The sequence below is a fragment of the Agrobacterium salinitolerans genome, from assembly GCF_002008225.1.
GTDB classification, from domain to species: Bacteria; Pseudomonadota; Alphaproteobacteria; order Rhizobiales; family Rhizobiaceae; genus Agrobacterium; species Agrobacterium salinitolerans.
Genome location: NZ_MRDH01000037.1, coordinates 1 through 22,291, shown reverse-complemented (window position 1 = coordinate 22,291; position 22,291 = coordinate 1). Strand labels below are relative to the sequence as shown.

Sequence of the window (22,291 nt, the reverse complement as noted above, 5' to 3'; positions counted from 1 at the left end):
AATTGTCCGGCGCGCCGGAAAATTTTTGATATTGGAAAGGTTTTGCCGTGAAGGAACATACTCGAAAGATCACGCCGGTTCTTCTGGCTGGCGGTGCGGGCTCCCGACTTTGGCCCGTCTCGCGCGATCAGTTGCCCAAGCAGTTCCAGCCGCTGGTCGGCAATCTTTCGACCTATCAGCAAACGTTGCAGCGGGTGGGCGACAAGAGCCTCTATGCCGAGCCGCTTGTCATCACCAACGAGGATTTCCGTTTCTTCGCCCGCCGTCAGGCGGAAGAAATCGATTTGCCGGCGACGGTGGTGCTGGAGCCCGCCCGCCGCGACAGCGCCGCCGCCATGGCCGCCGCCGCCGTGCTGGCCGAGCGCCGCGAGCCAGGATGCCTGGTGCTGGCGCTTGCCGCCGATCATGTGGTGCTCGATGCCGACAAGTTCTCCGACGCCGTGAAACTCGGCGCAAAAGCCGCCGATCAGGGCAATATCGTCGTCTTCGGCCTGGTGCCGACCGAACCGCGCACCTCCTACGGTTATATCAAGCCGGGCGAGGCGATCGACGGCGAGGAAGACCTCAGCACCGTGGATGCCTTTGTGGAGAAACCGGATATGAAGACGGCGATCTCCTATCTGGAAAAAGGTTATCTCTGGAATTCCGGCAATTTCCTGTTCCGTTCCGATGTGATGATTGCCGAGCTGAAGGCCTTTGCCCCGGAGATTCTGGCGGCGGTGACGCAAGCGGTCGACCAATATGAAAGCGACCTGGGTTTCGTGCGCCTTCATCAGGAAAGCTTCGAGGCTTCGCCGAAAAATTCCATCGACTATGCGGTGATCGAGAAGACCAAACGCATGGCGGTGGTGCACGGCCATTTCCGCTGGTCGGATATCGGCAGCTGGGATGCGATCTGGGAAATTGCCGACAAGCGCGGCAACGACAATGCGCTGGAAGGCAACGGCGTCTTCATCGATTCCGAAGGCTGCCTCATCCATTCGACGCAATTGCTGACGACGGTGGTGGGCGCCAGGGACATGGTTGTCGTGGCCACCAAGGATGCGGTTCTGGTGGTGCCGAAAAACCGGGTGCAGGATGTGAAGGGTCTGGTGGAGACGCTGAAGAATGGCGAACACGCACCGCAGACGCAGACCCACAAGCGGGTCTATCGCCCTTGGGGTTATATCGAACACATGTATGTGGACGAGCGCTACCGGGTCGGCCACATCACGGTCGATCCCGGCCACCGCATCTCATTCCAGAAACATTATCACCGCTCGGAACACTGGATCGTCGTCAAGGGCACGGCGACGGTGACGATTGGCGAGGAAACCCGGCTGCTGACGGAGAACCAGTCGGTTTACATCCCGATCGGCGAGTCACATCGGCTTGCCAATGAGGGGCAGATTCCGCTCGAACTGGTCGAAATCCAGACCGGAGCCTATATCGGCGAGGATGATGTCATCCGCATCGAGGATGACTATAAGAGGCAATAATGGATAGTGTTGTGAGGCAGCACGACAGAGGCGAGGCGGAAGGCGTTCCGGCTCGTTTGTATGTTTAAAGGGTGAGCCCCCTTATTCAAATACGGATGCGGCAGCCGCGTCCCTTGCAGAAATTGTAGGAATGGAAGGGGCAGGCCGGCAGGACCTGGCATGCCGCCGGTCGTCGATTTGCGAGGTTTCCAGTCGCAAGGCATGTCCGAAATTGCCACATCGAGATTCGTATTTTAGGCGGTTGCCTAATCAAAAATCTTCGCATACGTTCCAACTGTAACGTTTCAGTGAGGGAGGAGACTCATGCGAATGCGTGTTATTTCTGCGGCCTTTTTGGCCAGCGTCATGATTCCGGCGGGTATCGCCGGGGCCACCGATCTTGAGGTGACCCATTGGTGGACATCGGGCGGCGAAGCCGCCGCGGTCGCCGAATTGGCCAAGGCTTTCGACGCCACCGGTAACAAATGGGTTGACGGCGCGATTGCCGGTTCGGGCGGCACGGCCCGGCCGATCATGATCAGCCGCATCACCGGCGGTGACCCGATGGGTGCGACCCAGTTCAACCACGGCCGGCAGGCGGAAGAGCTTGTTCAAGCAGGCCTGATGCGCGACCTGTCCGATGTTGCTGCAAAGGGCAACTGGAAAGACGTCATCAAGCCCGCGAGCCTGCTTGACAGCTGCACCATCGACGGCAAGATTTATTGCGCGCCGGTTAACATCCACTCCTGGCAATGGCTGTGGCTTTCCAATGAAGCCTTCAAGAAGGCGGGCGTCGAAGTTCCGAAAAACTGGACGGAGTTTGTCGCCGCCGCACCGGCGCTGAAAAAGGCCGGTATCCAGCCGCTCGCGCTCGGTGGGCAGGCCTGGCAGGCCAACGGCCTGTTCGACACGCTGACGCTTTCGCTCGGCGGCAAGGACATTTATCAGAAAGTCTATGGCGACAAGGATGCCGAGACTGCAGCCGGGCCTGAGATGGCGAAGATTTTCGCGGCTGCCGTCGAGGCGCGCGACATGGCCAAGGGCACCAATGTTCAGGACTGGAACCAGGCCACCAACATGGTTATCACCGGCAAGGCCGGCGGCCAGATCATGGGGGACTGGGCGCAGGGTGAATTCCAGCTTGCCAACCAGAAAGCCGGCACGGACTATTCCTGCCTTCCCGGACTTGGTCTTAGTGAATACCTCACCACGGGTGGCGACGCCTTTTATTTCCCTGTTTTGAAGGACGAGGCGAAAACCAAGGCGCAGGACGTTCTTGCCGCAACCATCGTCGATCCGAAAACGCAGGTTGCCTTTAACCTGAAGAAAGGCTCGCTGCCGATCCGCGGTGACGTCGACCTCAATGCAGCCAATGACTGCATGAAAAAGGGTCTGGCAATTCTGGCCAAGGGCAATGCGCTGACCAGCACCGACCAGCTGATTTCTGCCGATACGCAGAAACAAAAGGAAGACCTGATGGCGGAGTTCTTTGCGGGCTCGATGTCGGCGGAAGACGGGCAGAAGCGCTTCGCAGACATTATCGGTTCGGCGGACTGATTGTGATCTCTCCGGGTGGGAAAGCGCTTCGACGCTTTCCCTTCCAGCGTCCTGCCTGTGCAAAATCACCAGCACGGGCAGGGGTTTCATGCGGCGAGGCTTTTGCCTGACCGCTAACTGTAACGTTACAGGAGGAGGTAGCATGGCAGGTCAAGCGCGCTCAGGGCGCCCCAACCAGCTTTTCCGCAATCTCAATTCCAAGATTGCCTCCATTCCGATGATCCTGACCGCGATGGTGATTTTCCTCGGCGGCACGATCTGGACAGTGGTTTATTCCTTCACCAATTCCAAGCTTCTGCCGCGGGCAAGCTTTATCGGCTTCGATCAATATGAGCGTTTGTGGGCAGCACCACGCTGGATCGTCTCCATCCAGAACCTGGCGATCTACGGTATTCTGTCGCTGATTTTCAGCCTCGTTATCGGCTTTGTGCTGGCGGCGCTGATGGATCAGAAGATCCGCTTTGAAAACACCTTCCGCACGATCTTCCTTTATCCCTTCGCCCTGTCCTTCATCGTCACCGGCCTCGTCTGGCAATGGCTGCTGAACCCGGAATTCGGCATCCAGTCCGTGGTCCGCTCGATGGGCTGGGAAAGCTTTACTTTCGATCCGCTCTATAATTCCCAGATCGTCATCTACGGCATTCTGATTGCCGCGCTCTGGCAGGGCACGGGGCTCGTCATGTGCCTGATGCTCGCCGGTCTTCGCGGCATTGACGAGGATATCTGGAAGGCGGCGCGCGTCGACGGCATTCCGATGTGGAAGACTTATATTCTCATCATCATTCCCATGATGCGGCCGGTCTTCATCACCACGCTGGTCATCATCGCCAGCGGCATCGTCAAGGTTTACGATCTTGTCGTGGCGCAGACGAGCGGCGGGCCGGGCATCGCGTCCGAAGTGCCGGCGAAATATGTCTATGACTACATGTTTCAGGCGCAGAATCTGGGGCAGGGCTTTGCCGCCTCCACAATGATGCTCCTGACGGTCGCGATCATCGTCATTCCATGGGCCTACCTCGAATTCGGAGGCAAGAAGCGTGGCTAATATCAGCACATTGAACACGGTTGTCACCGCCAGCGATGCGGTTGCCCCGGACCTTTCCGGCCCTCGCGGCAGGAAACCGAGGAAGACCTTTTCACGCCGCAACATCATTCTTTACGGCACGCTGTTTGTGGCTGCCGCCTATTACCTGCTGCCGCTATACGTGATGGTCGTGACCTCGCTGAAAGGCATGCCGGAAATCCGGCTCGGCAACATCTTCGCGCCGCCGGTGGAAATCACTTTCGAACCCTGGGTGAAAGCCTGGGCGAATGCCTGCACCGGGCTTAACTGCGACGGGCTTTCGCGTGGGTTCTGGAACTCCGTGCGCATTCTCGTACCATCGGTGGTCATTTCCATCATCGTCGCTTCCGTCAGCGGCTACGCTATGGCGAATTGGAAGTTCAAGGGATCGGAGCTGTTCTTCTCGATCCTTATCATCGGCGCCTTCATCCCCTATCAGGTAATGATCTATCCGATCGTCATCGTGCTACGGGAAATGGGTGTCTATGGCACGCTGACCGGCCTCGTCATCGTGCACACCATCTTCGGCATGCCGATCCTGACGTTGCTGTTTCGCAACTATTTCGCTTCGCTGCCGGAAGAATTGTTCAAGGCAGCGCGCATTGACGGCGCGAACTTCTGGCAAATCTATTTCCGCATCATGCTGCCCATGTCGCTGCCGATCTTCGTCGTGGCGATGATCCTGCAGGTGACCGGCATCTGGAACGACTTCCTGTTCGGTGTCGTCTTCACCCGGCCGGAATATTACCCGATGACGGTGCAGCTCAATAACATCGTCAACTCCGTGCAGGGCGTGAAGGAATACAACGTCAACATGGCCGCCACGCTTCTGACCGGGGCCGTGCCGCTGATCGTTTATTTCGTCTCCGGCAGGCTTTTCGTCCGCGGCATTGCCGCCGGCGCAGTAAAAGGTTGAGCTATATGAACAAAAGCGTTTCCATCCGCGATCTTTCACTGTCCTTCGGCGCCGTTGCCGTGCTGAAAGATCTCAATCTCGATATTTATGACGGCGAATTCCTCGTGCTGCTCGGCTCGTCCGGCTGCGGCAAGTCGACCCTTCTCAACTGCATTGCCGGGCTTCTGGAACCGACCGACGGACAGATATACATCAAGGACCGCAACGTCACCTGGGAAGAGCCGAAGGATCGCGGCATTGGCATGGTGTTCCAGTCCTACGCGCTTTATCCGCAGATGACGGTGGAAAAGAACCTGTCCTTCGGCCTTCAGGTCGCCAAGGTGCCGAAGGAGGAGATCGACCGCCGCGTCAAAAGGGCGGCGGGCATTTTGCAGATCGAGCCTTTGCTGAAGCGCAAGCCGGCCGAGCTTTCCGGCGGCCAGCGCCAGCGCGTGGCGATCGGTCGGGCGCTGGTGCGCGATGTGGATGTGTTCCTGTTCGACGAGCCGCTCTCGAACCTCGACGCCAAGCTGCGCTCGGAACTGCGTGTCGAAATCAAGCGGCTGCACCAGTCGCTGAAGAACACCATGATCTATGTGACGCACGACCAGATCGAGGCGCTGACGCTGGCGGATCGCATCGCCATCATGAAGAGCGGCGTCATCCAGCAGTTGGCGGACCCCGTCACCATCTACAACAAACCGCGGAACCTCTTCGTCGCCGGTTTCATCGGTTCCCCCTCGATGAATTTTCTGCGCGGCGAGTTGATCGAAAAGGACGGCAAGGTGGTCTTCACCACCAACGGCGTCACCTTCGCGCTGGACGGTTATCATGCGGAAACGCCGCTGGCCGGCGGCCGCGCCGTCGTTCTCGGGGTGCGCCCGGAACATGTGCGGGTCGATGCCGATATCGTCGGTGGCGAAGTGCATGAGGCAATCGTCGATATCGAGGAGCCGATGGGGGCCGACAATCTGATCTGGCTGAAACATGCCGGGCACACCATGTCGGTCCGCGTCGGCGGCCACAGGCGGTTCTCTCCGGGCACGAAGGTGCGCCTCGGCCTCGACATGACGATGGCCTCACTGTTTGACGCGCAAAGCGAGGAGCGGCTCTAGAGCGCCTCCGATTTCCCCCACACAATCCCAAGACCCAGATCTCTATGGAGGAGACAATGACAGAACTCGGTTTTCAGCTTTACAGCGCCCGCAATTTCCAGCCTTTTTCCGATATTCTGAAAAAGCTTTCGGCTGCGGGTTATAAACATGTCGAGGGTTATGGCGCGATGTATGCTTCGCTGGATGAACCAGGCCTAAAAGGCCTGCGCTCCGAACTCGAAGCCAACGGCCTTTCGATGCCGACCGGTCATTTCGGCCTCGATCTTCTCGAGGGTGACCCGAAAAAGGCGCTCAATATTGCCACGGTTCTGGGTGTAGAGGCAATCTATTGCCCTTATCTGATGCCTGATCAGCGCCCGACAGACGCCGCTGGCTGGTTTGCCTTCGGCAAGCGTCTGCAGGAGGCCGGAAAGCCCTTCGTGGATGCCGGTCTGACTTTCGGCTGGCATAACCATGACTTTGAATTCAAGCAGCTCGCCGACGGCTCCACCCCGCAGGAGCAGATTTTTGCCGGCGGCCCGGACCTGAAATGGGAGGCGGATATAGCCTGGATTATCAGAGGCAATGCCGATCCGCTCGCCTGGATCGAAAGCTACGGCAAGCGCATCTCCGCCGTGCATGTCAAGGATATCGCGCCGGCTGGCGAGAATGCGGATGAGGACGGCTGGGCCGATGTCGGCCATGGCACGGTGGACTGGAAAGGCCTCGTCGCGGCGCTGAAGGCGAAATCCGCCACGAAACATTTCGTGGTCGAGCACGACAATCCGAAGGATATCGACCGGCTGATCACCCGCTCGATCGCGTCCTTCAAAACCTACTAAGTTTCAATTTTCGGAGTCTAAATCATGGCCAGAGATCTTGGCGTCGGCATCATCGGATGCGGCAATATCTCGTCTGCTTATTTTTCGCTGGCACCGCTCTTCAAGGGCATCAAGGTGCTGGCCTGCGCTGATCTCAACCGCAATGCGGCGGAGCTGAGGGCGGAAGAATTCGGTGTTGTCGCGCAGTCCATCGAGGAACTGCTCGCCAATCCCGAAATCGATGTGGTGGTGAACCTCACCATCCCCGCTGCACATTTCCCGGTGTCGAAAGCAGCCCTTGAGGCGGGAAAACACGTCTATTCGGAAAAGCCGCTGGTGCTTTCGCTGGAAGAGGGTGAGGAGCTGCGGCGCATTGCCCGCGAGAAAAATCTCTCCGTCGGCTGCGCCCCGGATACTTTCCTCGGCGGTGCGCATCAGCTTGCGCGGCAATATATCGATGACGGCAAGGTCGGCCGCATCACGTCCGGAACCTGCCACGTTATGAGCCCCGGCATGGAGATGTGGCACCCCAATCCGGGCTTCTTCTTCCTGAAGGGCGGCGGGCCGATCCTCGATCTCGGTCCCTATTACGTTGCCAATCTCATCAACCTCATCGGCCCGATAAAGCGCGTCGGCGCGTTGACAAGCATGGCCAATCCGACCCGTACGGTGACCAGCCAGCCGCTGAACGGCGAGGTCATTCCTGTCGAAACGCCGACCAATATCCACGCGCTGCTGGAATTTGTGAACGGTGCGACGATCACACTTTCCGCCAGCTGGGATGTCTGGTCACACCGCCACGCCAATATGGAACTCTACGGCACGGAAGGCTCGATCTATGTGCCGGACCCCAATTTCTTCGGCGGGGTTGTCGAAGCCAGCGGCCGAGACAAGAATATCCAGCCGCTGGAAGACTGGGCGCATCCTTTCGGCATTTCCAACCAGGAAAGTCCCCACGGCCCGCGCGCCAATTACCGCACGGCCGGCCTTGCCGATATGGCGATTGCCATTCTGGAGGGCCGTGATGCACGTTGCTCGCTGGATCGCTCCCTGCACGGTATCGACGTGATGACCTCGATATTGAAGTCCGGTGAGGAAGGCCGCTTCATCGAGATGACAACGACCTGCACACAGCCGGCAGCCCTCGGCATCGAGGAGGCGCAGGCGCTGCTGCGCTAATGCGTTTATGATCCGGAAAGCGGCGAAGGCGACTTCGCCGCTTTCCTGTTTTCGCGGCAGCCCTTCACAATCCCTTCGCTTTGCTTTAAAGCCGCGCCGTATCCGGTCGCAGCCCACCCGGTCAAAACAAGGGATCCTAAATTATGAAAACTATCGTCATCTGCTCCGGCGGATTGGACTCCGTTTCGCTCGCGCATAAAATCGCCGCGGAACATGAGCTTCTCGCTCTCGTCTCCTTCGATTATGGCCAGCGCCACAGGAAGGAACTGGATTTTGCCGCCGATTGCGCCAGACGGCTCGGCGTGCCGCATCATATTATCGATATCAGAACCATCGGCGCGCATCTCACCGGTTCCGCACTGACCGACGATGTGGAGGTGCCTGATGGCCACTATGCGGAGGAGACCATGCGCTCCACCGTGGTGCCGAACCGCAATGCCATCATGCTCACCATTGCTTTTGGGCTGGCTGCCGCGCAGCAGGCGGATGCGGTGGCGATTGCGGTGCACGGCGGCGATCATTTCATCTACCCCGACTGTCGGCCGGGCTTCATCGACAGCTTCAACGCCATGCAGGCGCACGCGCTTGAAGGCTATGCCGATGTGAAACTCTTCGCGCCCTACGTCACCGTTTCCAAGGCGGCCATCGTGACCGATGGTGCAAAATATGGAACGCCCTTCGGTGAAACATGGTCCTGTTACAAGGGTGGCTTGCGCCACTGCGGCCGCTGTGGCACCTGCGTGGAACGGCGCGAGGCCTTTCATCTGGCAGGCGTCACCGATCCGACAGACTATGAGGACCCGGACTTCTGGGTGGCGGCCACGCACGCCTTTGCGGCGCAGGAGGTGCGTTGATGTTCCGCATCACCAAGGAGTTTCACTTTTCCGCCTCTCATCAGTTGAAAAGCCTGCCGTCGGATCACCAGTGCAATCGCCTGCATGGGCATAATTACATTGTCGAGATCGAGCTGGCAGGCGAAGCGCTGAACGAGCACGGTTTCGTGCGCGATTATCATGAGCTTGCGCCGCTGAAGCACTACATCGACGACAAGTTCGACCATCGCCACCTGAATGACGTTCTCGGCCATGACCGGGTGACGGCGGAATGCCTGGCGAAGCATTTTTATGACTGGTGCAAAGAGCGTCTGCCGGAAACCAGCGCCGTGCGCGTCAGCGAAACCGCCAAGACCTGGGCGGAATACCGGCCATGACGATGGCTGCACACAAGATTGCAGCGAAGGACGCAACGATCCGCATCAGCGAAATCTTCGGGCCCACCATTCAGGGCGAAGGTCTGCTGATCGGTCTGCCGACCGTCTTCGTGCGCACCGGCGGCTGCGATTATCGCTGTTCCTGGTGCGACACGCTGCACGCGGTCGATAGCGATTATCGCGAAACGTGGAAACCCATGTCGATCGACGCAATCTGGCAGGAGGTGCGGCGGCTGTCCGGCGGCGTGCCGCTGACGGTCTCGCTGTCTGGCGGCAATCCGGCCATCCAGCCGCTCGGATCTTTGATATCGAAGGGGCAGGGCGAGGGGTATCGCTTTGCGCTGGAAACGCAGGGCAGTATCGCCAAAGACTGGTTTGCCGATCTCGACCATCTGGTGCTGAGCCCCAAGCCGCCATCGAGCGAAATGGAAACCGACTGGCAAGCCTTCGAAAGCTGTCTTGCCGCCGCCGGCGACGGACCGCAGGTGGCGCTGAAGATCGTGGTGTTCGACGATGCGGACTATGCCTATGCCAAGGCGGCATCCGCACGTTTCCCGCATCTGCCTGTCTATCTCCAGCCCGGCAACCACACCCCGCCACCGCCGGATGACGATGATGCGCGTGTCGATATCGATGGGGTGATGGACCGGATGTTGTGGCTGGTGGACAAGGTCAGCGTGGATCGCTGGTTTTCCGCCCGCGTGCTGCCGCAGCTGCATGTGCTGTTGTGGGGGAATAAGCGGGGGGTATAGGTTGCGCGGAAGGATTAAAATTCCACGTCGTAGTCCACGTCTTTGAGAAAGCGAATAGCGGATTGAGCGAGCGGGTGCCACTTGCTTCTTCTCCCCGGCGGGGAGAAGAAGCATGCAGCAACGTTTTGCCGCATGTTGTTCTTTCACATCAAGCCGAAACGGTCAGCTCGCGCCTTTCCCGATCCGCAATGATCGACAGATCGAGCACCTTCTGCAGATTGGCGGCGTGGCGGAAGTCCGGGTCGGCGACGCCACCTTCCATCACCGCCTTGGCGAATTTTTCGTAATTCGTCGGCACCGGGTCGACATCGATCGTCTTCCAGATCGCCTTTTCCACATCGTCACCGACGCAGGCGCGCAGGCTGGAGTAATCGGGCGTGTGGATGACTTCTAGAGCGCCCTTGTCGCCGTGGATGCGCAGGCGCAGTTCGTTGAGATGGCCCGTTGCCCAGCGGCTGGCGTGAATGACGCCCATGGCGCCGTTTTCCAACTCGGCGGTCATGGTGAAGCTGTCATTGGCGTCGAGATCGTAGGCGCCGATCTTGTTGCCTTCATATTTGTCGAAGGTCTTCAGCCGCGTGAAGATGCGCTCCACATCGCTGCCCGCGCCATAGGAGGCGAAGTCGAGAATGTGGATGCCGACATCGCCGAGCACGCCGTTCGAGCCGTGCTTGGTGGAAAGCCGCCACAGCCACTTGCTCTCCGTCATCCAGTCGCCCCAGGCCTTGGAAACGAGCCAGCTCTGGAGATAGGAGGCTTCCAGATGCCGCACCTTGCCGATTTCGCCGGCCAACACCATTTCACGCGCCGCCTGCAAGGGTGCGACGTTGCGATAGGTGAGGTTGACCATGGCGACGAGGCCAGCCTTCTCGGCGGCATCGGCCATTTCGGCGGCCTTGGCGTAGTTTTCCGCCAGCGGCTTTTCGCAGAAGACATGCTTGCCGGCCGCAAGCAGCTTCAGGCTGGTCGGGTGGTGGATTGCGTCCGGCGTGACATTGGCTGCCGCATCGAATTCACCCCAGGCGATGGCGTCGTCCAACGAGGTGAAGGAAAGCGGGATGTTGTGGCGGAGCGCAAAGCCGCGCACCACCACGTCATCCACATCCACCGCCGCGACCAGTTCGACGCCGGGAATTTGTGAGAAATAGGTCGCATGATTGTTGGCCATGCCGCCGGTTCCGAGAATGAGAAGTCTCATGGTGTTTACCTGTAACCTGCTTCGCCTGCCTTGTGCAGCTTGGGACCGCGTTCTTCGATGGGCTCCAGCGCCTTGTCGATGGGGACATTAGGGGCGTCGTGAATGCTCTTCAGTGCGCCAATCGGATTATAGGCCCATTTCACCGAATTGCTGATGACCTTCTGGACATTGGCATCGTGATAGGTCGGATAGGTTTCGTGCCCGGGGCGGAAATAGAAGATGTTGCCGGCGCCGCGACGCCAGGTGAGTCCGGATCTGAAGACTTCGCCGCCCTGGAACCAGGAGATGAAGACGGTTTCCAGCGGCTCCGGCACGGAGAACTGTTCGCCATACATTTCCTCGTTTTCGAGCTCGAAATGTTCCGGCAGGCCGGCGGCAATCGGGTGGCGCGGATTGATTGTCCACAGACGCTCGCGTTCGCCTGCCTCACGCCATTTCAGCGCGCATGGCGTGCCCATCAAACGCTTGAACGGCTTGGAGAAGTGGCCGGAATGCAGGACGATCAGGCCCATGCCTTCCCAGACGCGCTTGGCGACACGCTCGACGATTTCATCCTGAACCGCGCCATGGTCCTTGTGGCCCCACCAGACGAGAACGTCGGTCTTGTCGAGGCGCTCCTGCGAAAGCCCGTGTTCCGGCTCCTGCAGCGTAGCTGTCGTGGCATTGATCTCAGGGTTCTGGTTCAGCGCGTCGGCGATGGTGTTGTGCATGCCGTTTGGATAGATCGAACGCACCGTCTCGTTGATGTGTTCGTGGATATTTTCGCCCCATACAACGGTGTTGATGGTCATTGTCATGCTCCTCGGTGAAAGCCGGGACTTTGGGTGAGCCCGGCGAAAGTTGAATGTTCAGGCGGCACCCCTGGCAGGGTTGCGGGTAAGCGCCCGGCCCTCGGCGTCGAAACGGTGGATTTGAGCCTCATCCGGCACAACGGCGATGCGTTCGCCCGCCGTGCGGCCGGTCACGCCCTCTTCACGAACGACGACGGGTTCATCCGCGCCAATCTCGACATAGATATAGCTGTCCGATCCCAGCATTTCCGAATGCACGATCTCGCCGCTCCAGCCGTCGCCGTTGGGGGCGATGGCGATGTGTTCGGGGCGGATGCCGATGGTTTTTGCGCCTTCGGCTTCGGCATATTTGCCGGTGAGGAAGTTCATCTTCGGCGAGCCGATGAAGCCTGCGACGAAGGTGTTGACAGGGCTTTCATAAAGCTCCAGCGGCGTGCCGATCTGCTCGACGCGGCCGTCACGCAACACGCAGATTCGGTCGGCGAGCGTCATAGCCTCCACCTGATCGTGGGTAACGTAGATCATTGTCGTGTCATGCATTTCGCGATGCAGCTTGGCGATTTCCAGACGGGTGGCGACGCGCAGCGCCGCATCGAGGTTGGAGAGCGGTTCGTCGAACAGGAACACCTTCGGATCTCGCACGATGGCGCGGCCGATCGCAACACGCTGGCGCTGGCCGCCGGAAAGCTGCTTCGGCAGACGTTCCAGATAGGGTGTGAGCTGCAGCATCTCGGCTGCCGCTTCCACGCGTTTCCTGCGCTGTTCCTTGTTCGCACCTGACAATTTCATGCCGAAGGCCATGTTCTCGAACACGGTCATATGCGGATAAAGCGCATAGGACTGGAAGACCATGGCGACGCCGCGTTTGGCGGGCGGCAGGCGGTTCACCGCCTCGCCGTCGAAGGACAGGGTGCCGCTCGAAATCTCTTCCAGCCCACAGATGAGGCGCAGAAGCGTGGACTTGCCGCAGCCGGAAGGGCCGACAAAGACCATGAATTCGCCGGAGCGGATATCCATGTCGATGCCCTTGATGACATCGAAGGCGCCGAAGGATTTGCGAAGATCGCGCAGTTGAATGGTGGTCATGATGTTTCTCCTAGCCTTTGACGCCGCCGGCGGTGAGGCCGGAGATGATGCGTCGCTGGAAGATCAGAACGAGGACGACGAGGGGTGCTGTGACGATGACGGAGGCCGCCATGATCGTTCCCCAGGGGATTTCGAACTGCGAGCCGCCCGACAGGAGCGCGATGGCGACAGGCACCGTGCGCTGCTCGTTCGATGAGGTGAAGGTGAGCGCGAAGAGGAACTCGTTCCACGCCGCGATGAAGGCGAGAAGCCCTGTCGTGACGAGCGCTGGCCACATCAAGGGCATGAACACCTGGGTGATGATGACCCATGGGGTTGCGCCATCGACGATTGCCGCTTCCTCGATTTCGATCGGCAGGTCACGCATGAAGGTTGTCAGCACCCATACCGTGAAGGGCAGGGTGAAGATCATGTAGGAAAAGATCAGCGCGAGCGGCGTGTTGAAGATGCCAGCCCAGCGGATCAGTTCGAACAGGCCGGCAAGAACGGCGATCTGCGGGAACATCGAAACCGAGAGGATGGTGAGCAGAAGCAGCGAGCGGCCCCGGAAACGGACACGTGCAAGCGCATAGGACGCCGTTACCGCAAGGAACAGCGACAGTACGACGACTGAAGACGCAACGAACAGCGAATTGCCGAGATTGCGTAGGAACGTGCCGTTGCCGATGACGAAGTTGTAATTGGTCAACGAGAATTCACGCGGCCAGTAGTTGACCTGAAACAGCGCCGAGCCGGATTTCAGGCTCGTCAGGATCGCGTAGTAAAACGGGAATACCGAAATCACCATGATGACGGCGACCAGCGCATAAAACGCGGTGGTTTTCAGGATGCTTGGCAGGGTCATCGCGCGGCTCCATCGGTGTTGACGCGCCCCAGCCACATATAGATGACGGTGATCGAGGCGATGATGAGGAACAGCATGGTGGAGGCTGCAGCACCGTAAGCGAACTTGTCGAAATCGAACAGGTTCTCGCGCGCCAGCACCGACATGGTGCGGGTCTGGGCATTATTCGGCGTCAGGATGTAGATAAGGTCGAAGACGCGCATCGCATCCAGCATGCGGAAGATGACAGCGACCATGAGCGCGGGCCTGATCATCGGCAGCGTGACGCGGAAGAACACTTTGACGGGGTGGATGCCGTCCACTTTGGCCGCCTCATACATGTCCTTCGGCACCATCTGCAAGCCGGCGAGGATGAGCAGCGCCATGAACGGCGTCGTCTTCCAGATATCGACGATCAGCACGGCGACCATTGCGGTATCCGGATTGGCTGTCCACGCGATCTTCTGGGAGATCAGCCCAAGATTGAGGAACAGGTCGTTCAGGATACCGAATTGGTCGTTCAGCATCCACGCCCACATCTGCGCCGAGACGATGGTCGGAATGGCCCATGGCACGAGGATGGCGGCGCGCACAAAGCCGCGTCCTTTGAACTCCGCGTTCAGAACCAGAGCGACGACGAGGCCTAGCACGGTTTCGAAGCTGACAGAGAGGATGGTGAATTTGAGTGTGTTGAGAACCGCGCCCCACCATGCGGGATCGGCAAGAAGGCCGCGATAGATGGTGCGGCCGCTGCTGAGCGTGATCCAGGTAAGATAGTTCTTGAGGCCGACGAATTGCGCACCCTCCAGATTGGTCAGCGAAGCGTCGGTGAGGCTGAACCACACGGTGCGCACCAGCGGCCAGCCGGCCACCAGCGCCAGCACCAGAAATGTGGGGGCAAGGAACAGCCAGGCGGATTTCAGGCGTTCCGATTGCAGGTCGGAGCTGGCGCCGGATGCCGCGACCGGTTTTTGAAGGGCGATGTCGTTCATGGGGATATCTCGCGGTTGGGGCGCGGAAGGCGATCAGGCGAGACCGCCGCCCGCGCGGGCCGGATTACCAGCCGTTGCCTTTGAGATCGGTCAGTTCAACCTCGAGAAGTTCGAGATTCTCAGCCGCCGTGCCGTTGCCGGAGAGCGTGTTGTGCACGGCGCCCCAGAACTTGGCGGAAACTTCGTTATATTTCACCTTCGCCGCGGCGGAGGGACGCGGAACGGCGGTCTGGAAGATTGGTTTCCATGTCGGCATGAAGGGCTGCGCGTCGGCGACATCCTTGTCATCGTAAAGGGATGCGATCGTCGGCATGTTGGAGAGCTGGATCGCGCGCATCTTCTGGGTATCTTTCGACGCCAGGAATTTCACCAGCTGAATGGCCGCTTCCTGATCGTCGGAATATTTCGAAACGGCGAGGTTCCAGCCGCCGAGTGTCGAGGCAGGGGCCTCGCCTTCCGCACCGGCGGGCAGCGGGGTGACGCCAAACTTGCCCTTGATGGCGCTGTCGTCGCCATTGCCCAGTGCATAGGCATAGGGCCAGTTGCGCATGAAGACGGAATTGCCGGTCTGCCAGACGCCGCGCGCTTCTTCTTCCTTGTAAGCAAGCACGCCCTGCGGCGCGATGGTGCCGACCCAGCCCTTGGCGGTTTCGATGGCGGCCGCGGCTTTTTCATTGTTCACGGAGATATCGCCGTTGGTCTCGACGATATGGCCGCCACCGGCAGAGGCGATCCATTCCAGCGCGTTGCAGGTCAGGCCTTCATAGGCGCTGCCCTGGAAAACGAAGCCCCAGAGGTCCTTCTGGCCAGCCTCGCGCTCCTTGTCCTGGATTTCCTTGGCGGTCTCGCTCAGTTCCTTCCAGGTTTTCGGCGGTTGTTTGCCGTATTTTTCCAGAAGGTCCTTGCGATAGAAAAGCGCTGGCGCGTCGGTGAACATCGGCATGGCGACGAGCTTGCCGTCTACCGTCTGCGAAGCGACGATGGAGGGGAAATGATCGCCGATGACATCTTTAGTCGCTGCGGTCAGATCCACGAACTGGTCGGCCAGCTGCGGCGCCCAGATCACGTCCGTCTGGTAGACGTCGACATCCTTGTTGCCGGCGGCAAGCCACAGCCGGTACTGGCTGAACTGTTCGCTGGACGATGACGGCATGGTGACGAGATTGACCTTGTGACCGGTTTCTTTTTCGAAGGCGGCTATCCGCTCCTTGAAAAATGCGATGTTTTTGCCGGTCGAGTTGGCGGCGATCGAAAGTTCGGCCGCCTGAGCCGAAACGGCGCCGCAAAATACGGTTCCGCACAGGAACAAAGTCTTCAGGGAAATATTCATTGTCAAACTCCTCCGTTGACGCTTCCGATTATCCTCAAAATTGAAAGCGCTTTTGACTGATGCGAGGCTCTCAAAAGCCGAGCGATCTGTCAATACTCTTTCTATTTTCCCGGAAATCGGCTGATTTAGTCTGTAATTTTCGGCGTTTGCCTTTGGGAATGATCAACTGTAAGGTTTCAGGTGAAGGAAAATTGAAATCGTTTTCAATTTTTGTCGGCTTGAAAAATCCGCGGCGGCAACGCATGCAGGGGCAAATTGGCAAAAAATTATGAAGCTCAAGGAATTCGCAGAGAAAGTCGGGCTTTCGCCCACCACCGTCAGCCGGGCGCTGGGCGGCTACCCCGAGGTGCGCGAGGAAACGCGCCAGCGGGTGATGGAGGCTGCGCTGAAATATGGCTACCGGCCGAATGCCAACGCCGTGAGGCTTGCAACGGGCAGGGCCGGCGCCATCGGCGTTGTCATGGGTCGTTCAGGCGGCGGGCATTTCTTTTCGGAATTCATGGGCGGCATGGCGACACGGCTGGAAAATGAGGAGACCGACATCCTCGTCAGTGTCACGGTCGACAATAATATTGACGAGGAACTGGCGATTTTCAGCCGGCTTGCGGCGAGCGGCCGGGTGGATGGCATCATCGTGCATTCGCCGCGCCCGGAGGATGAGCGCATTGCGCTGCTCAACCGGCTGGGTGTGCCCTTCATCGTGCACGGCCGCTCAAAAACGCCTTTCGAACATGCCTGGCTCGATATCGACAATCACGATGTGACCTATCGTCCGACAATCCATTTTCTGGAGCGCGGACACAGGCGTATCGCCCTTATCAATGGTCCGGTTGGCCGCACTTTCGTGCAGGACCGCGAGCAGGGTTTTCGGAAGGCGCTGGCGACCCACGGCATTACGCCCGATCCGCGGTTCATGATGAGTGAGCATTTCAGCGAGGAGGCGGCCTTCCGTTTCGCCCGCTCGCTTCTGGAGCAGACGCCGCGCCCGACGGCCTTCGTGGCAGGCGCGATGATGACGGCACAGGGTGTCTATCGAGCGGCCACGCAGATGGGGCTGACGATCGGCAAGGATGTCTCCGTCATCGCCCATGACGACGTTTTTCCTTACCTCACGCCGGAAAGCATGATGCCGCCGCTTTCTACCACTCGCTCGCCCATGCGCATGGCGGGGATGCGGGTGACGGACCTGCTTTTGCAGATCATCGGCGGTCGCCCCGTCAGCGAGGTTCAGGAATTGTGGCCGGTCGAACTGATCTTGCGGGAGTCGGTCAGTCCGGCCTGAGCCTGGTGCCATAGCTCACTGATTCCACTCCATTTTGCGAACGTCGTTTGATGACGTTCGCCTTTCGTCATCTATACGTCCGCGTCGTCTCATGTATAATCGGAACAGTCACGGGCGTTATGGAACAGGACCCGGGCCGGCGCGTTGAGGGGACGTGTCGAAGGAGGTGGACGGATGTTTGAATTTCTAAAGCTGCAACAGCAGACTGTGATCGATGACGTCGAGGCGACCGGCACCTATGCCGATGCGTTGCTCAATGTTCCAAGCCGGGAATTGACCCGCTCGACCGCTCGCGAACATGGTCACGAGGCCCATTCCCGCGACTATTGTGAAAATCGCGACGTTTCCCGCAGCGCGCTGGGTTTCGCCTGAGCCGGCGCAAAAAACCTCATTAAAACGGAACGGACGGGCCGTCTCCGCGTTTTCCCTATACGACCCGCGAGGCGGCGCAACCCGACCGAAGGGACCTGACCGGCATTTGACCGATGGGCGAATTGGGTGTTGCGCCGCCTGACTTGTTTAAGCGCGAAGGCGCTGTCCCATGCTATAAAACTGCTGCTTGTGTCCACGGTGGCAAAGCTTGGTTATCAGGAGGCCGCCATGCCAGCCGTTCCCGTCGAACCCTATCCCGAACCGCCTATGCCTATGCCGCCGCAGCCGGATATACCGCCGGTAGAAGAACCGGAACCTGACCGGTTGCCGGACGAGGCGCCGATTCCCAACCCCGACGAAAATGACGAGCCGCCGAGGGTGCTCTCGCCTTTCACACCTTTCAATTCTCGAATTTCTTGCTGACGAAAGCCGAGCCTTTTAGCCCGAAGCGCCACGGATATTCCGTCGCGCGGCTGATGCCGATTCGTCTGCCGCTGGTAACGGCGGTGGCTTCTTTCGGCAACTGCAGGAAAAAAGGCGCTGCGTCCAACGGCGCGCCGTCCATCTCCCCAGTAATAGCCAGCGCCTGACAGAGTCTACCCGGACCAGAACAGAGAAGTTTCGGCTTGTCAGTTCCCCTTCGCAGTTTCATTATGTCTATGCCGGTCATGGGTTCGATGGCGCGCAGAAGTACGGCGGAACCGGGGGCGCAGACAAAGTTGGCGCACCAGTGAATACCATAGGAGCGGTAGACATAAAGACGGCCGGCCGGGCCGAACATCGCGCTGTTGCGCGGCGTCTGCCCGTTGAAGCTGTGGGATGCCGGGTCGTCCGGATGATAGGCCTCTGTCTCCACGATGATGCCGCCGGTATCGCCAATGCGGAACTCCGCGCCGATGAGGGCGCGGGCGACATCCACCGCATCGCGCAGGAAGAAAGGCTCCTGCATTTCCGGGCCAAAGGCCTGATTCATCTGGAACCCTTCCGCTCTGCCATCGTTGTGAATTCAGGATTTAACCGTTTTCCAGCATCGGATTCGTATCGGTGCTTCCCCAGCCGGAGGGCATGTCATGCAACTTTCCACGACCTATGTAAAACGCAATAACGGGGTTATCTCCATCGAGTTCGTCGGCAGCGACGGCGATCAGGTCTCGGTCCGCCTCGCCGACGGTCTTGAAGGGATCGACGATGCCGAGGCCATCAAGCGGGCGAGCGCTGTGATGGTGCAACTGACCGCCTTCGGAACGCGCCATGGCGCGGATGCGCCTTCGCAATTTTCCGCTCTAGGTACGGCGCAGGATGAAGCTCCGCACGGACAGGCGAGCGCTCGCACATCGAAGGATCGCGACATTCTGGAGGAGGAGTTGGAAGAGGGACTGGAAGACAGTTTCCCGGCGAGTGATCCCGTCTCGGCAACGGTCACCTCCATTGCTTCGCGAAAAGGAGGGCAGTGACATTGGTTGTTCGCAAAGTTGCACTGGTGACCGGCGCTGGCTCCGGCATCGGGCGCGCCGCCGCCCTTCATCTGTCGGCGCAGGGCTTCTCGGTCGGTCTGTTGGGCCGCACCGAATCGGAATTGAACAATGTCGCGCGTGAAATAGGAGCCGAATCCGGTTCTTCGAAAGTGCTCATGGCCGATGTGGCGGATGAGGCGGCCATGCGTCACGCGGTCGCAGCGCTGGTTGAGGATTTCGGCCGGCTTGATGTCGTGGTGGCCAATGCCGGCGTCAATGGTGTCTGGGCGCCCATCGATGAGCTGAAACCGTCCGAATGGGACGATACGATCCGCATCAACCTGCGCGGCACCTATCTGACCGTCCATGCCAGCGTGCCGCATCTGAAAGCGGCCGGCGGCGGATCCATCGTTATCATTTCGTCGATCAATGGCACCCGAACCTTCACATCGCCCGGTGCTACGGCCTACTCCGTGACGAAGGCCGGGCAACTCGCCATGGCGCAGCAACTGGCGCTTGAGCTGGGGCGCCAGCGTATTCGCGTCAATGCGGTGTGTCCGGGCGAAATCGAAACGGCAATTGATGAAAATACCGATATACGCGGGCGGGAAAAAACGGAGGTTCCAGTTCGTTTCCCGGCTGGGGATATTCCGGTAACCGGCGGCGTGGCCGGAACGAGCGACGACGTCGCCGCGTTGATCGGTTTCCTGGCGTCGGATGCGTCCCGCCACATTACCGGCACGCCGGTTTGGATCGATGGCGGCCAAGGGCTGCTCCGATAATCTGCAGCCTTTAAGCTCAACGCCAGCGGCATCACAGGCTTGTGTCTTTATGATTAACGAATGGGTAACGTCTGTTCACGAGACTTTGTCCATGGGCGAGGTTGCCGTGTTGTGGCCACCTTCGATAGTTAAGCGTCTGCCGGAAAGGCGGGCAAATCAGGCGGGCAGAACGATACATGGGCATGCAGGCAATGCTGGATTTCGCGGTTGCGGGGTTGCGGCAAAAGGTAAGGGCAGGGGCAAGAATGGCTGCGATCGTTGCGATCGGCGGCGGCCTTGCCGCGTGCACTTCCATGGGGCTCGATAGCGTCAAGAAAGACCCGCCGAAACTGTCGTCCAAGATGATGGCGCAGATGTCGGCCAAGAGCATGCGCCCGGAAAGTCCTGTCCTCGTTCGCATTTTCAAGCAGGAAAGCGAGCTTGAGGTCTGGAAGATCGACAAGACCGGAAATTACGCTCTGCTCAAGGCTTATCCCATGTGCCGCTGGTCCGGAAAACTCGGCCCCAAGATGAAGTCGGGCGACCGGCAGGCGCCGGAAGGTTTTTATCATGTTTCGGCCGGCATGTTGAACCCGAACTCACAATATTATGTCTCCTTCAATCTCGGTTATCCTAACCGGCTGGAATCGGCGCTCGGTTACACCGGTGAGGCGCTGATGGTGCATGGCGCCTGCTCGTCTTCCGGCTGCTACGCCATGACGGATGCCCAGGTTGGTGAGATTTATGCCATCGTCGCGCGTGCGCTCCAGGGCGGACAGGACCGCTTTCAGGTGCAGGCCTATCCCTTCCGTATGACCGCAAGGAACATGGCGGCGCATCGGGACGACCCCAACATGCCGTTCTGGAAGACGCTGAAGGAAGGCTACGATTATTTCGAGGTAACGCGCAGGCAGCCCAAGGTTTCCGTCTGCGGCCGCCGTTATGTTTTCAACAGTGAATTCGCGGAAGGCGAACCTGCCGATCCGTTGGCGGCCTGCCCTCCGGCGATCAACCAGCAGGATCCGCTGGTGGCGTCGAAACTGGCCGAAGAGCAACAAAAGCTTGCCGCTGCCATGAGCGACGGAACTTCCGCCCCGCTCAGCGCGTATGTAGACGGCGGCATGCATCCAAGCTTCCGAGCCATTTTGAAATCCAGCGGCGCCAAGGCCATGGCGTCGCGGGTTTCCGGCACGAAGTATCCTATAAGCCGCCCCGAGGCGGCGCTGGCAGATCCCTTTGCCGGCGTGAGATGACGTAAATGAGGTTTTTCAATTGAATAAGACGATGACGACCCGGCGGGGTTTCCTGCTTGGAGCAGGTGGTGTGGCGCTTGCCGGCCTTGCGGGCTGCAACACGACGACGCGTGAGGCCGTGAGGCCTGCGCCGCCCGCTGACGACCCGATGTACGCTATGATGTATGGCCCCAAGCCGGACGAACAGTTCCCGCTGCCCGAGATTCCCTATAAGCGGATTCCGCGTCAGTTCCTGCGGCAAATGGTGGCAAACCCGACGGGTGAGCGCCCCGGCGTCATCGTGGTCGATACGGCCAATCATTTCCTCTATCTCACCTATGAGAACAATCAGGCCATGCGTTACGGCGTCGGTCTTGGCCGCGCGGGCTTTGAATGGTCCGGCCGCGGCGTCATTCAGTACAAGCGGCAATGGCCGCGCTGGACGCCACCCGATGAGATGATAGCGCGCCAGCCGGAGCTGGAACCCTATAGCAGCCGCAACGGCGGCATGGAGCCGGGCCTCAAGAACCCTCTCGGCGCGCGTGCGCTCTATATCTTCAAGGATGGCAAAGACACGATCTACCGCCTGCACGGTTCGCCGGAATGGTGGACCATCGGCAAGTCGGTATCCTCAGGCTGCGTTCGCCTGCTGAACCAGGATATCATCGATCTTTATAACCGCGTACCCGACGGGACACCGATCGTGGTGACGGCGCTCGGCCCCGCACAACAGGGCGTGCCGATTAGCCAGGACGGTGTGCCCGTGGCGCAATATGGTAACGGCGTGATCGGCGACGGCCTGTCGCAACCGACACAGACCTATTGACAAGGCACAAAAAGGGCCGCGCTTCGAAGCGCGGCCCAGACTGCTGACAAACCCCTGGCGTGAGCTGGGGGTTTATGATTCATTGGGACATGTTGAAGAAACCTGCTCCTGAACAG

Annotated in this window: 23 protein-coding genes; 16 read left to right on the top strand and 7 right to left on the bottom strand. The window is 59.4% G+C overall.

Annotation, left to right across the window (positions count from 1 at the left end; genetic code table 11):
- The first annotated feature begins 47 nt into the window (after window positions 1-47).
- The 10 genes from BS627_RS20455 (at window position 48) to queE (ending at window position 10,028) form a co-directional block, all read left to right on the top strand.
- Window positions 48-1,478, top strand: a complete 1,431-nt coding sequence (locus BS627_RS20455) for a mannose-1-phosphate guanylyltransferase/mannose-6-phosphate isomerase (protein WP_077985011.1) — start codon at window positions 48-50, stop codon at window positions 1,476-1,478.
- 303 nt (window positions 1,479-1,781) lie between these two features.
- Entirely contained in the window at window positions 1,782-3,014 is a 1,233-nt protein-coding gene (locus BS627_RS20450; RefSeq protein ID WP_077985010.1) for an ABC transporter substrate-binding protein, read from the top strand.
- A gap of 142 nt (window positions 3,015-3,156) precedes the next feature.
- A complete protein-coding gene (locus BS627_RS20445; RefSeq protein WP_077985009.1) occupies window positions 3,157-4,059 on the top strand; it encodes a carbohydrate ABC transporter permease in 903 nt (300 codons plus the stop codon).
- Window positions 4,052-4,993, top strand: coding sequence for a carbohydrate ABC transporter permease (locus tag BS627_RS20440; RefSeq protein ID WP_077985008.1), 942 nt, complete (start codon window positions 4,052-4,054; stop codon window positions 4,991-4,993). The genes BS627_RS20445 and BS627_RS20440 overlap by 8 nt, the downstream gene beginning before the upstream one ends.
- A 5-nt stretch (window positions 4,994-4,998) precedes the next feature.
- Window positions 4,999-6,087: an ABC transporter ATP-binding protein gene (locus BS627_RS20435; protein ID WP_077985297.1), complete on the top strand. Its 1,089-nt coding sequence runs from the start codon at window positions 4,999-5,001 to the stop codon at window positions 6,085-6,087.
- A 56-nt stretch (window positions 6,088-6,143) separates the two neighbouring features.
- Window positions 6,144-6,908: a sugar phosphate isomerase/epimerase family protein gene (locus BS627_RS20430; RefSeq protein WP_077985296.1), complete on the top strand. Its 765-nt coding sequence runs from the start codon at window positions 6,144-6,146 to the stop codon at window positions 6,906-6,908.
- 24 nt (window positions 6,909-6,932) lie between these two features.
- The gene (locus BS627_RS20425) at window positions 6,933-8,066 is read left to right on the top strand and encodes a Gfo/Idh/MocA family protein (protein WP_077985007.1); all 1,134 of its coding nucleotides are present in this window, start codon (window positions 6,933-6,935) and stop codon (window positions 8,064-8,066) included.
- Between the two features lie 143 nt (window positions 8,067-8,209).
- Window positions 8,210-8,920, top strand: a complete 711-nt coding sequence (gene queC / locus BS627_RS20420) for a 7-cyano-7-deazaguanine synthase QueC (RefSeq protein WP_077985006.1) — start codon at window positions 8,210-8,212, stop codon at window positions 8,918-8,920.
- Window positions 8,920-9,276, top strand: coding sequence for a 6-carboxytetrahydropterin synthase QueD (queD, locus tag BS627_RS20415; protein WP_077985005.1), 357 nt, complete (start codon window positions 8,920-8,922; stop codon window positions 9,274-9,276). Before queC ends, queD begins: the two co-directional genes overlap by 1 nt.
- Complete coding sequence (queE, locus tag BS627_RS20410) at window positions 9,273-10,028, top strand: 7-carboxy-7-deazaguanine synthase QueE (protein ID WP_077985004.1); 756 nt, start codon at window positions 9,273-9,275, stop codon at window positions 10,026-10,028. The genes queD and queE overlap by 4 nt, the downstream gene beginning before the upstream one ends.
- 148 nt (window positions 10,029-10,176) lie before the next feature.
- Here queE and BS627_RS20405 read toward each other — a convergent pair whose 3' ends face one another.
- The 6 genes from BS627_RS20405 to BS627_RS20380 all read right to left on the bottom strand — a co-directional run bounded on the left by BS627_RS20405 (window position 10,177) and on the right by BS627_RS20380 (window position 16,248).
- On the bottom strand, window positions 10,177-11,226 hold the full coding sequence (locus tag BS627_RS20405; RefSeq protein WP_077985003.1) for a Gfo/Idh/MocA family protein: 1,050 nt from the start codon (window positions 11,224-11,226) through the stop codon (window positions 10,177-10,179).
- 5 nt (window positions 11,227-11,231) lie between these two features.
- Window positions 11,232-12,017, bottom strand: coding sequence for a ThuA domain-containing protein (locus BS627_RS20400; protein ID WP_077985002.1), 786 nt, complete (start codon window positions 12,015-12,017; stop codon window positions 11,232-11,234).
- 57 nt (window positions 12,018-12,074) lie between these two features.
- Window positions 12,075-13,103 (bottom strand): ABC transporter ATP-binding protein, encoded by a 1,029-nt coding sequence (locus BS627_RS20395; protein WP_077985001.1) that lies wholly within the window; start codon window positions 13,101-13,103, stop codon window positions 12,075-12,077.
- Window positions 13,104-13,113: 10 nt separating this feature from the next.
- On the bottom strand, window positions 13,114-13,947 hold the full coding sequence (locus BS627_RS20390; RefSeq protein ID WP_003510927.1) for a carbohydrate ABC transporter permease: 834 nt from the start codon (window positions 13,945-13,947) through the stop codon (window positions 13,114-13,116).
- Entirely contained in the window at window positions 13,944-14,918 is a 975-nt protein-coding gene (locus BS627_RS20385; RefSeq protein ID WP_077985000.1) for a carbohydrate ABC transporter permease, read from the bottom strand. Before BS627_RS20385 ends, BS627_RS20390 begins: the two co-directional genes overlap by 4 nt.
- 64 nt (window positions 14,919-14,982) lie before the next feature.
- Window positions 14,983-16,248: an ABC transporter substrate-binding protein gene (locus BS627_RS20380; protein WP_077984999.1), complete on the bottom strand. Its 1,266-nt coding sequence runs from the start codon at window positions 16,246-16,248 to the stop codon at window positions 14,983-14,985.
- Between the two features lie 268 nt (window positions 16,249-16,516).
- Between BS627_RS20380 and BS627_RS20375 the strand changes: the two genes are divergently transcribed.
- Complete coding sequence (locus BS627_RS20375; RefSeq protein WP_077984998.1) at window positions 16,517-17,530, top strand: substrate-binding domain-containing protein; 1,014 nt, start codon at window positions 16,517-16,519, stop codon at window positions 17,528-17,530.
- Window positions 17,531-17,704: 174 nt separating this feature from the next.
- Window positions 17,705-17,902, top strand: a complete 198-nt coding sequence (locus BS627_RS20370; RefSeq protein WP_077984997.1) for a hypothetical protein — start codon at window positions 17,705-17,707, stop codon at window positions 17,900-17,902.
- Between the two features lie 400 nt (window positions 17,903-18,302).
- Here the strand turns inward: BS627_RS20370 and BS627_RS20360 are convergent, their stop codons facing one another.
- On the bottom strand, window positions 18,303-18,875 hold the full coding sequence (locus tag BS627_RS20360) for a DNA-3-methyladenine glycosylase (RefSeq protein ID WP_077984996.1): 573 nt from the start codon (window positions 18,873-18,875) through the stop codon (window positions 18,303-18,305).
- 97 nt (window positions 18,876-18,972) lie between these two features.
- On the opposite strand from BS627_RS20360, the gene BS627_RS24650 reads away from it, so the two are divergent.
- The 4 genes from BS627_RS24650 (at window position 18,973) to BS627_RS20340 (ending at window position 22,175) form a co-directional block, all read left to right on the top strand.
- Window positions 18,973-19,356, top strand: coding sequence for a hypothetical protein (locus tag BS627_RS24650; RefSeq protein ID WP_165691336.1), 384 nt, complete (start codon window positions 18,973-18,975; stop codon window positions 19,354-19,356).
- A complete protein-coding gene (locus BS627_RS20350; protein ID WP_077984995.1) occupies window positions 19,353-20,138 on the top strand; it encodes an SDR family oxidoreductase in 786 nt (261 codons plus the stop codon). Before BS627_RS24650 ends, BS627_RS20350 begins: the two co-directional genes overlap by 4 nt.
- 176 nt (window positions 20,139-20,314) lie before the next feature.
- Complete coding sequence (locus BS627_RS20345) at window positions 20,315-21,370, top strand: L,D-transpeptidase family protein (RefSeq protein ID WP_165691335.1); 1,056 nt, start codon at window positions 20,315-20,317, stop codon at window positions 21,368-21,370.
- A 19-nt stretch (window positions 21,371-21,389) separates the two neighbouring features.
- Window positions 21,390-22,175 (top strand): L,D-transpeptidase, encoded by a 786-nt coding sequence (locus BS627_RS20340; protein ID WP_077984994.1) that lies wholly within the window; start codon window positions 21,390-21,392, stop codon window positions 22,173-22,175.
- The last annotated feature ends 116 nt before the right edge of the window (window positions 22,176-22,291 follow it).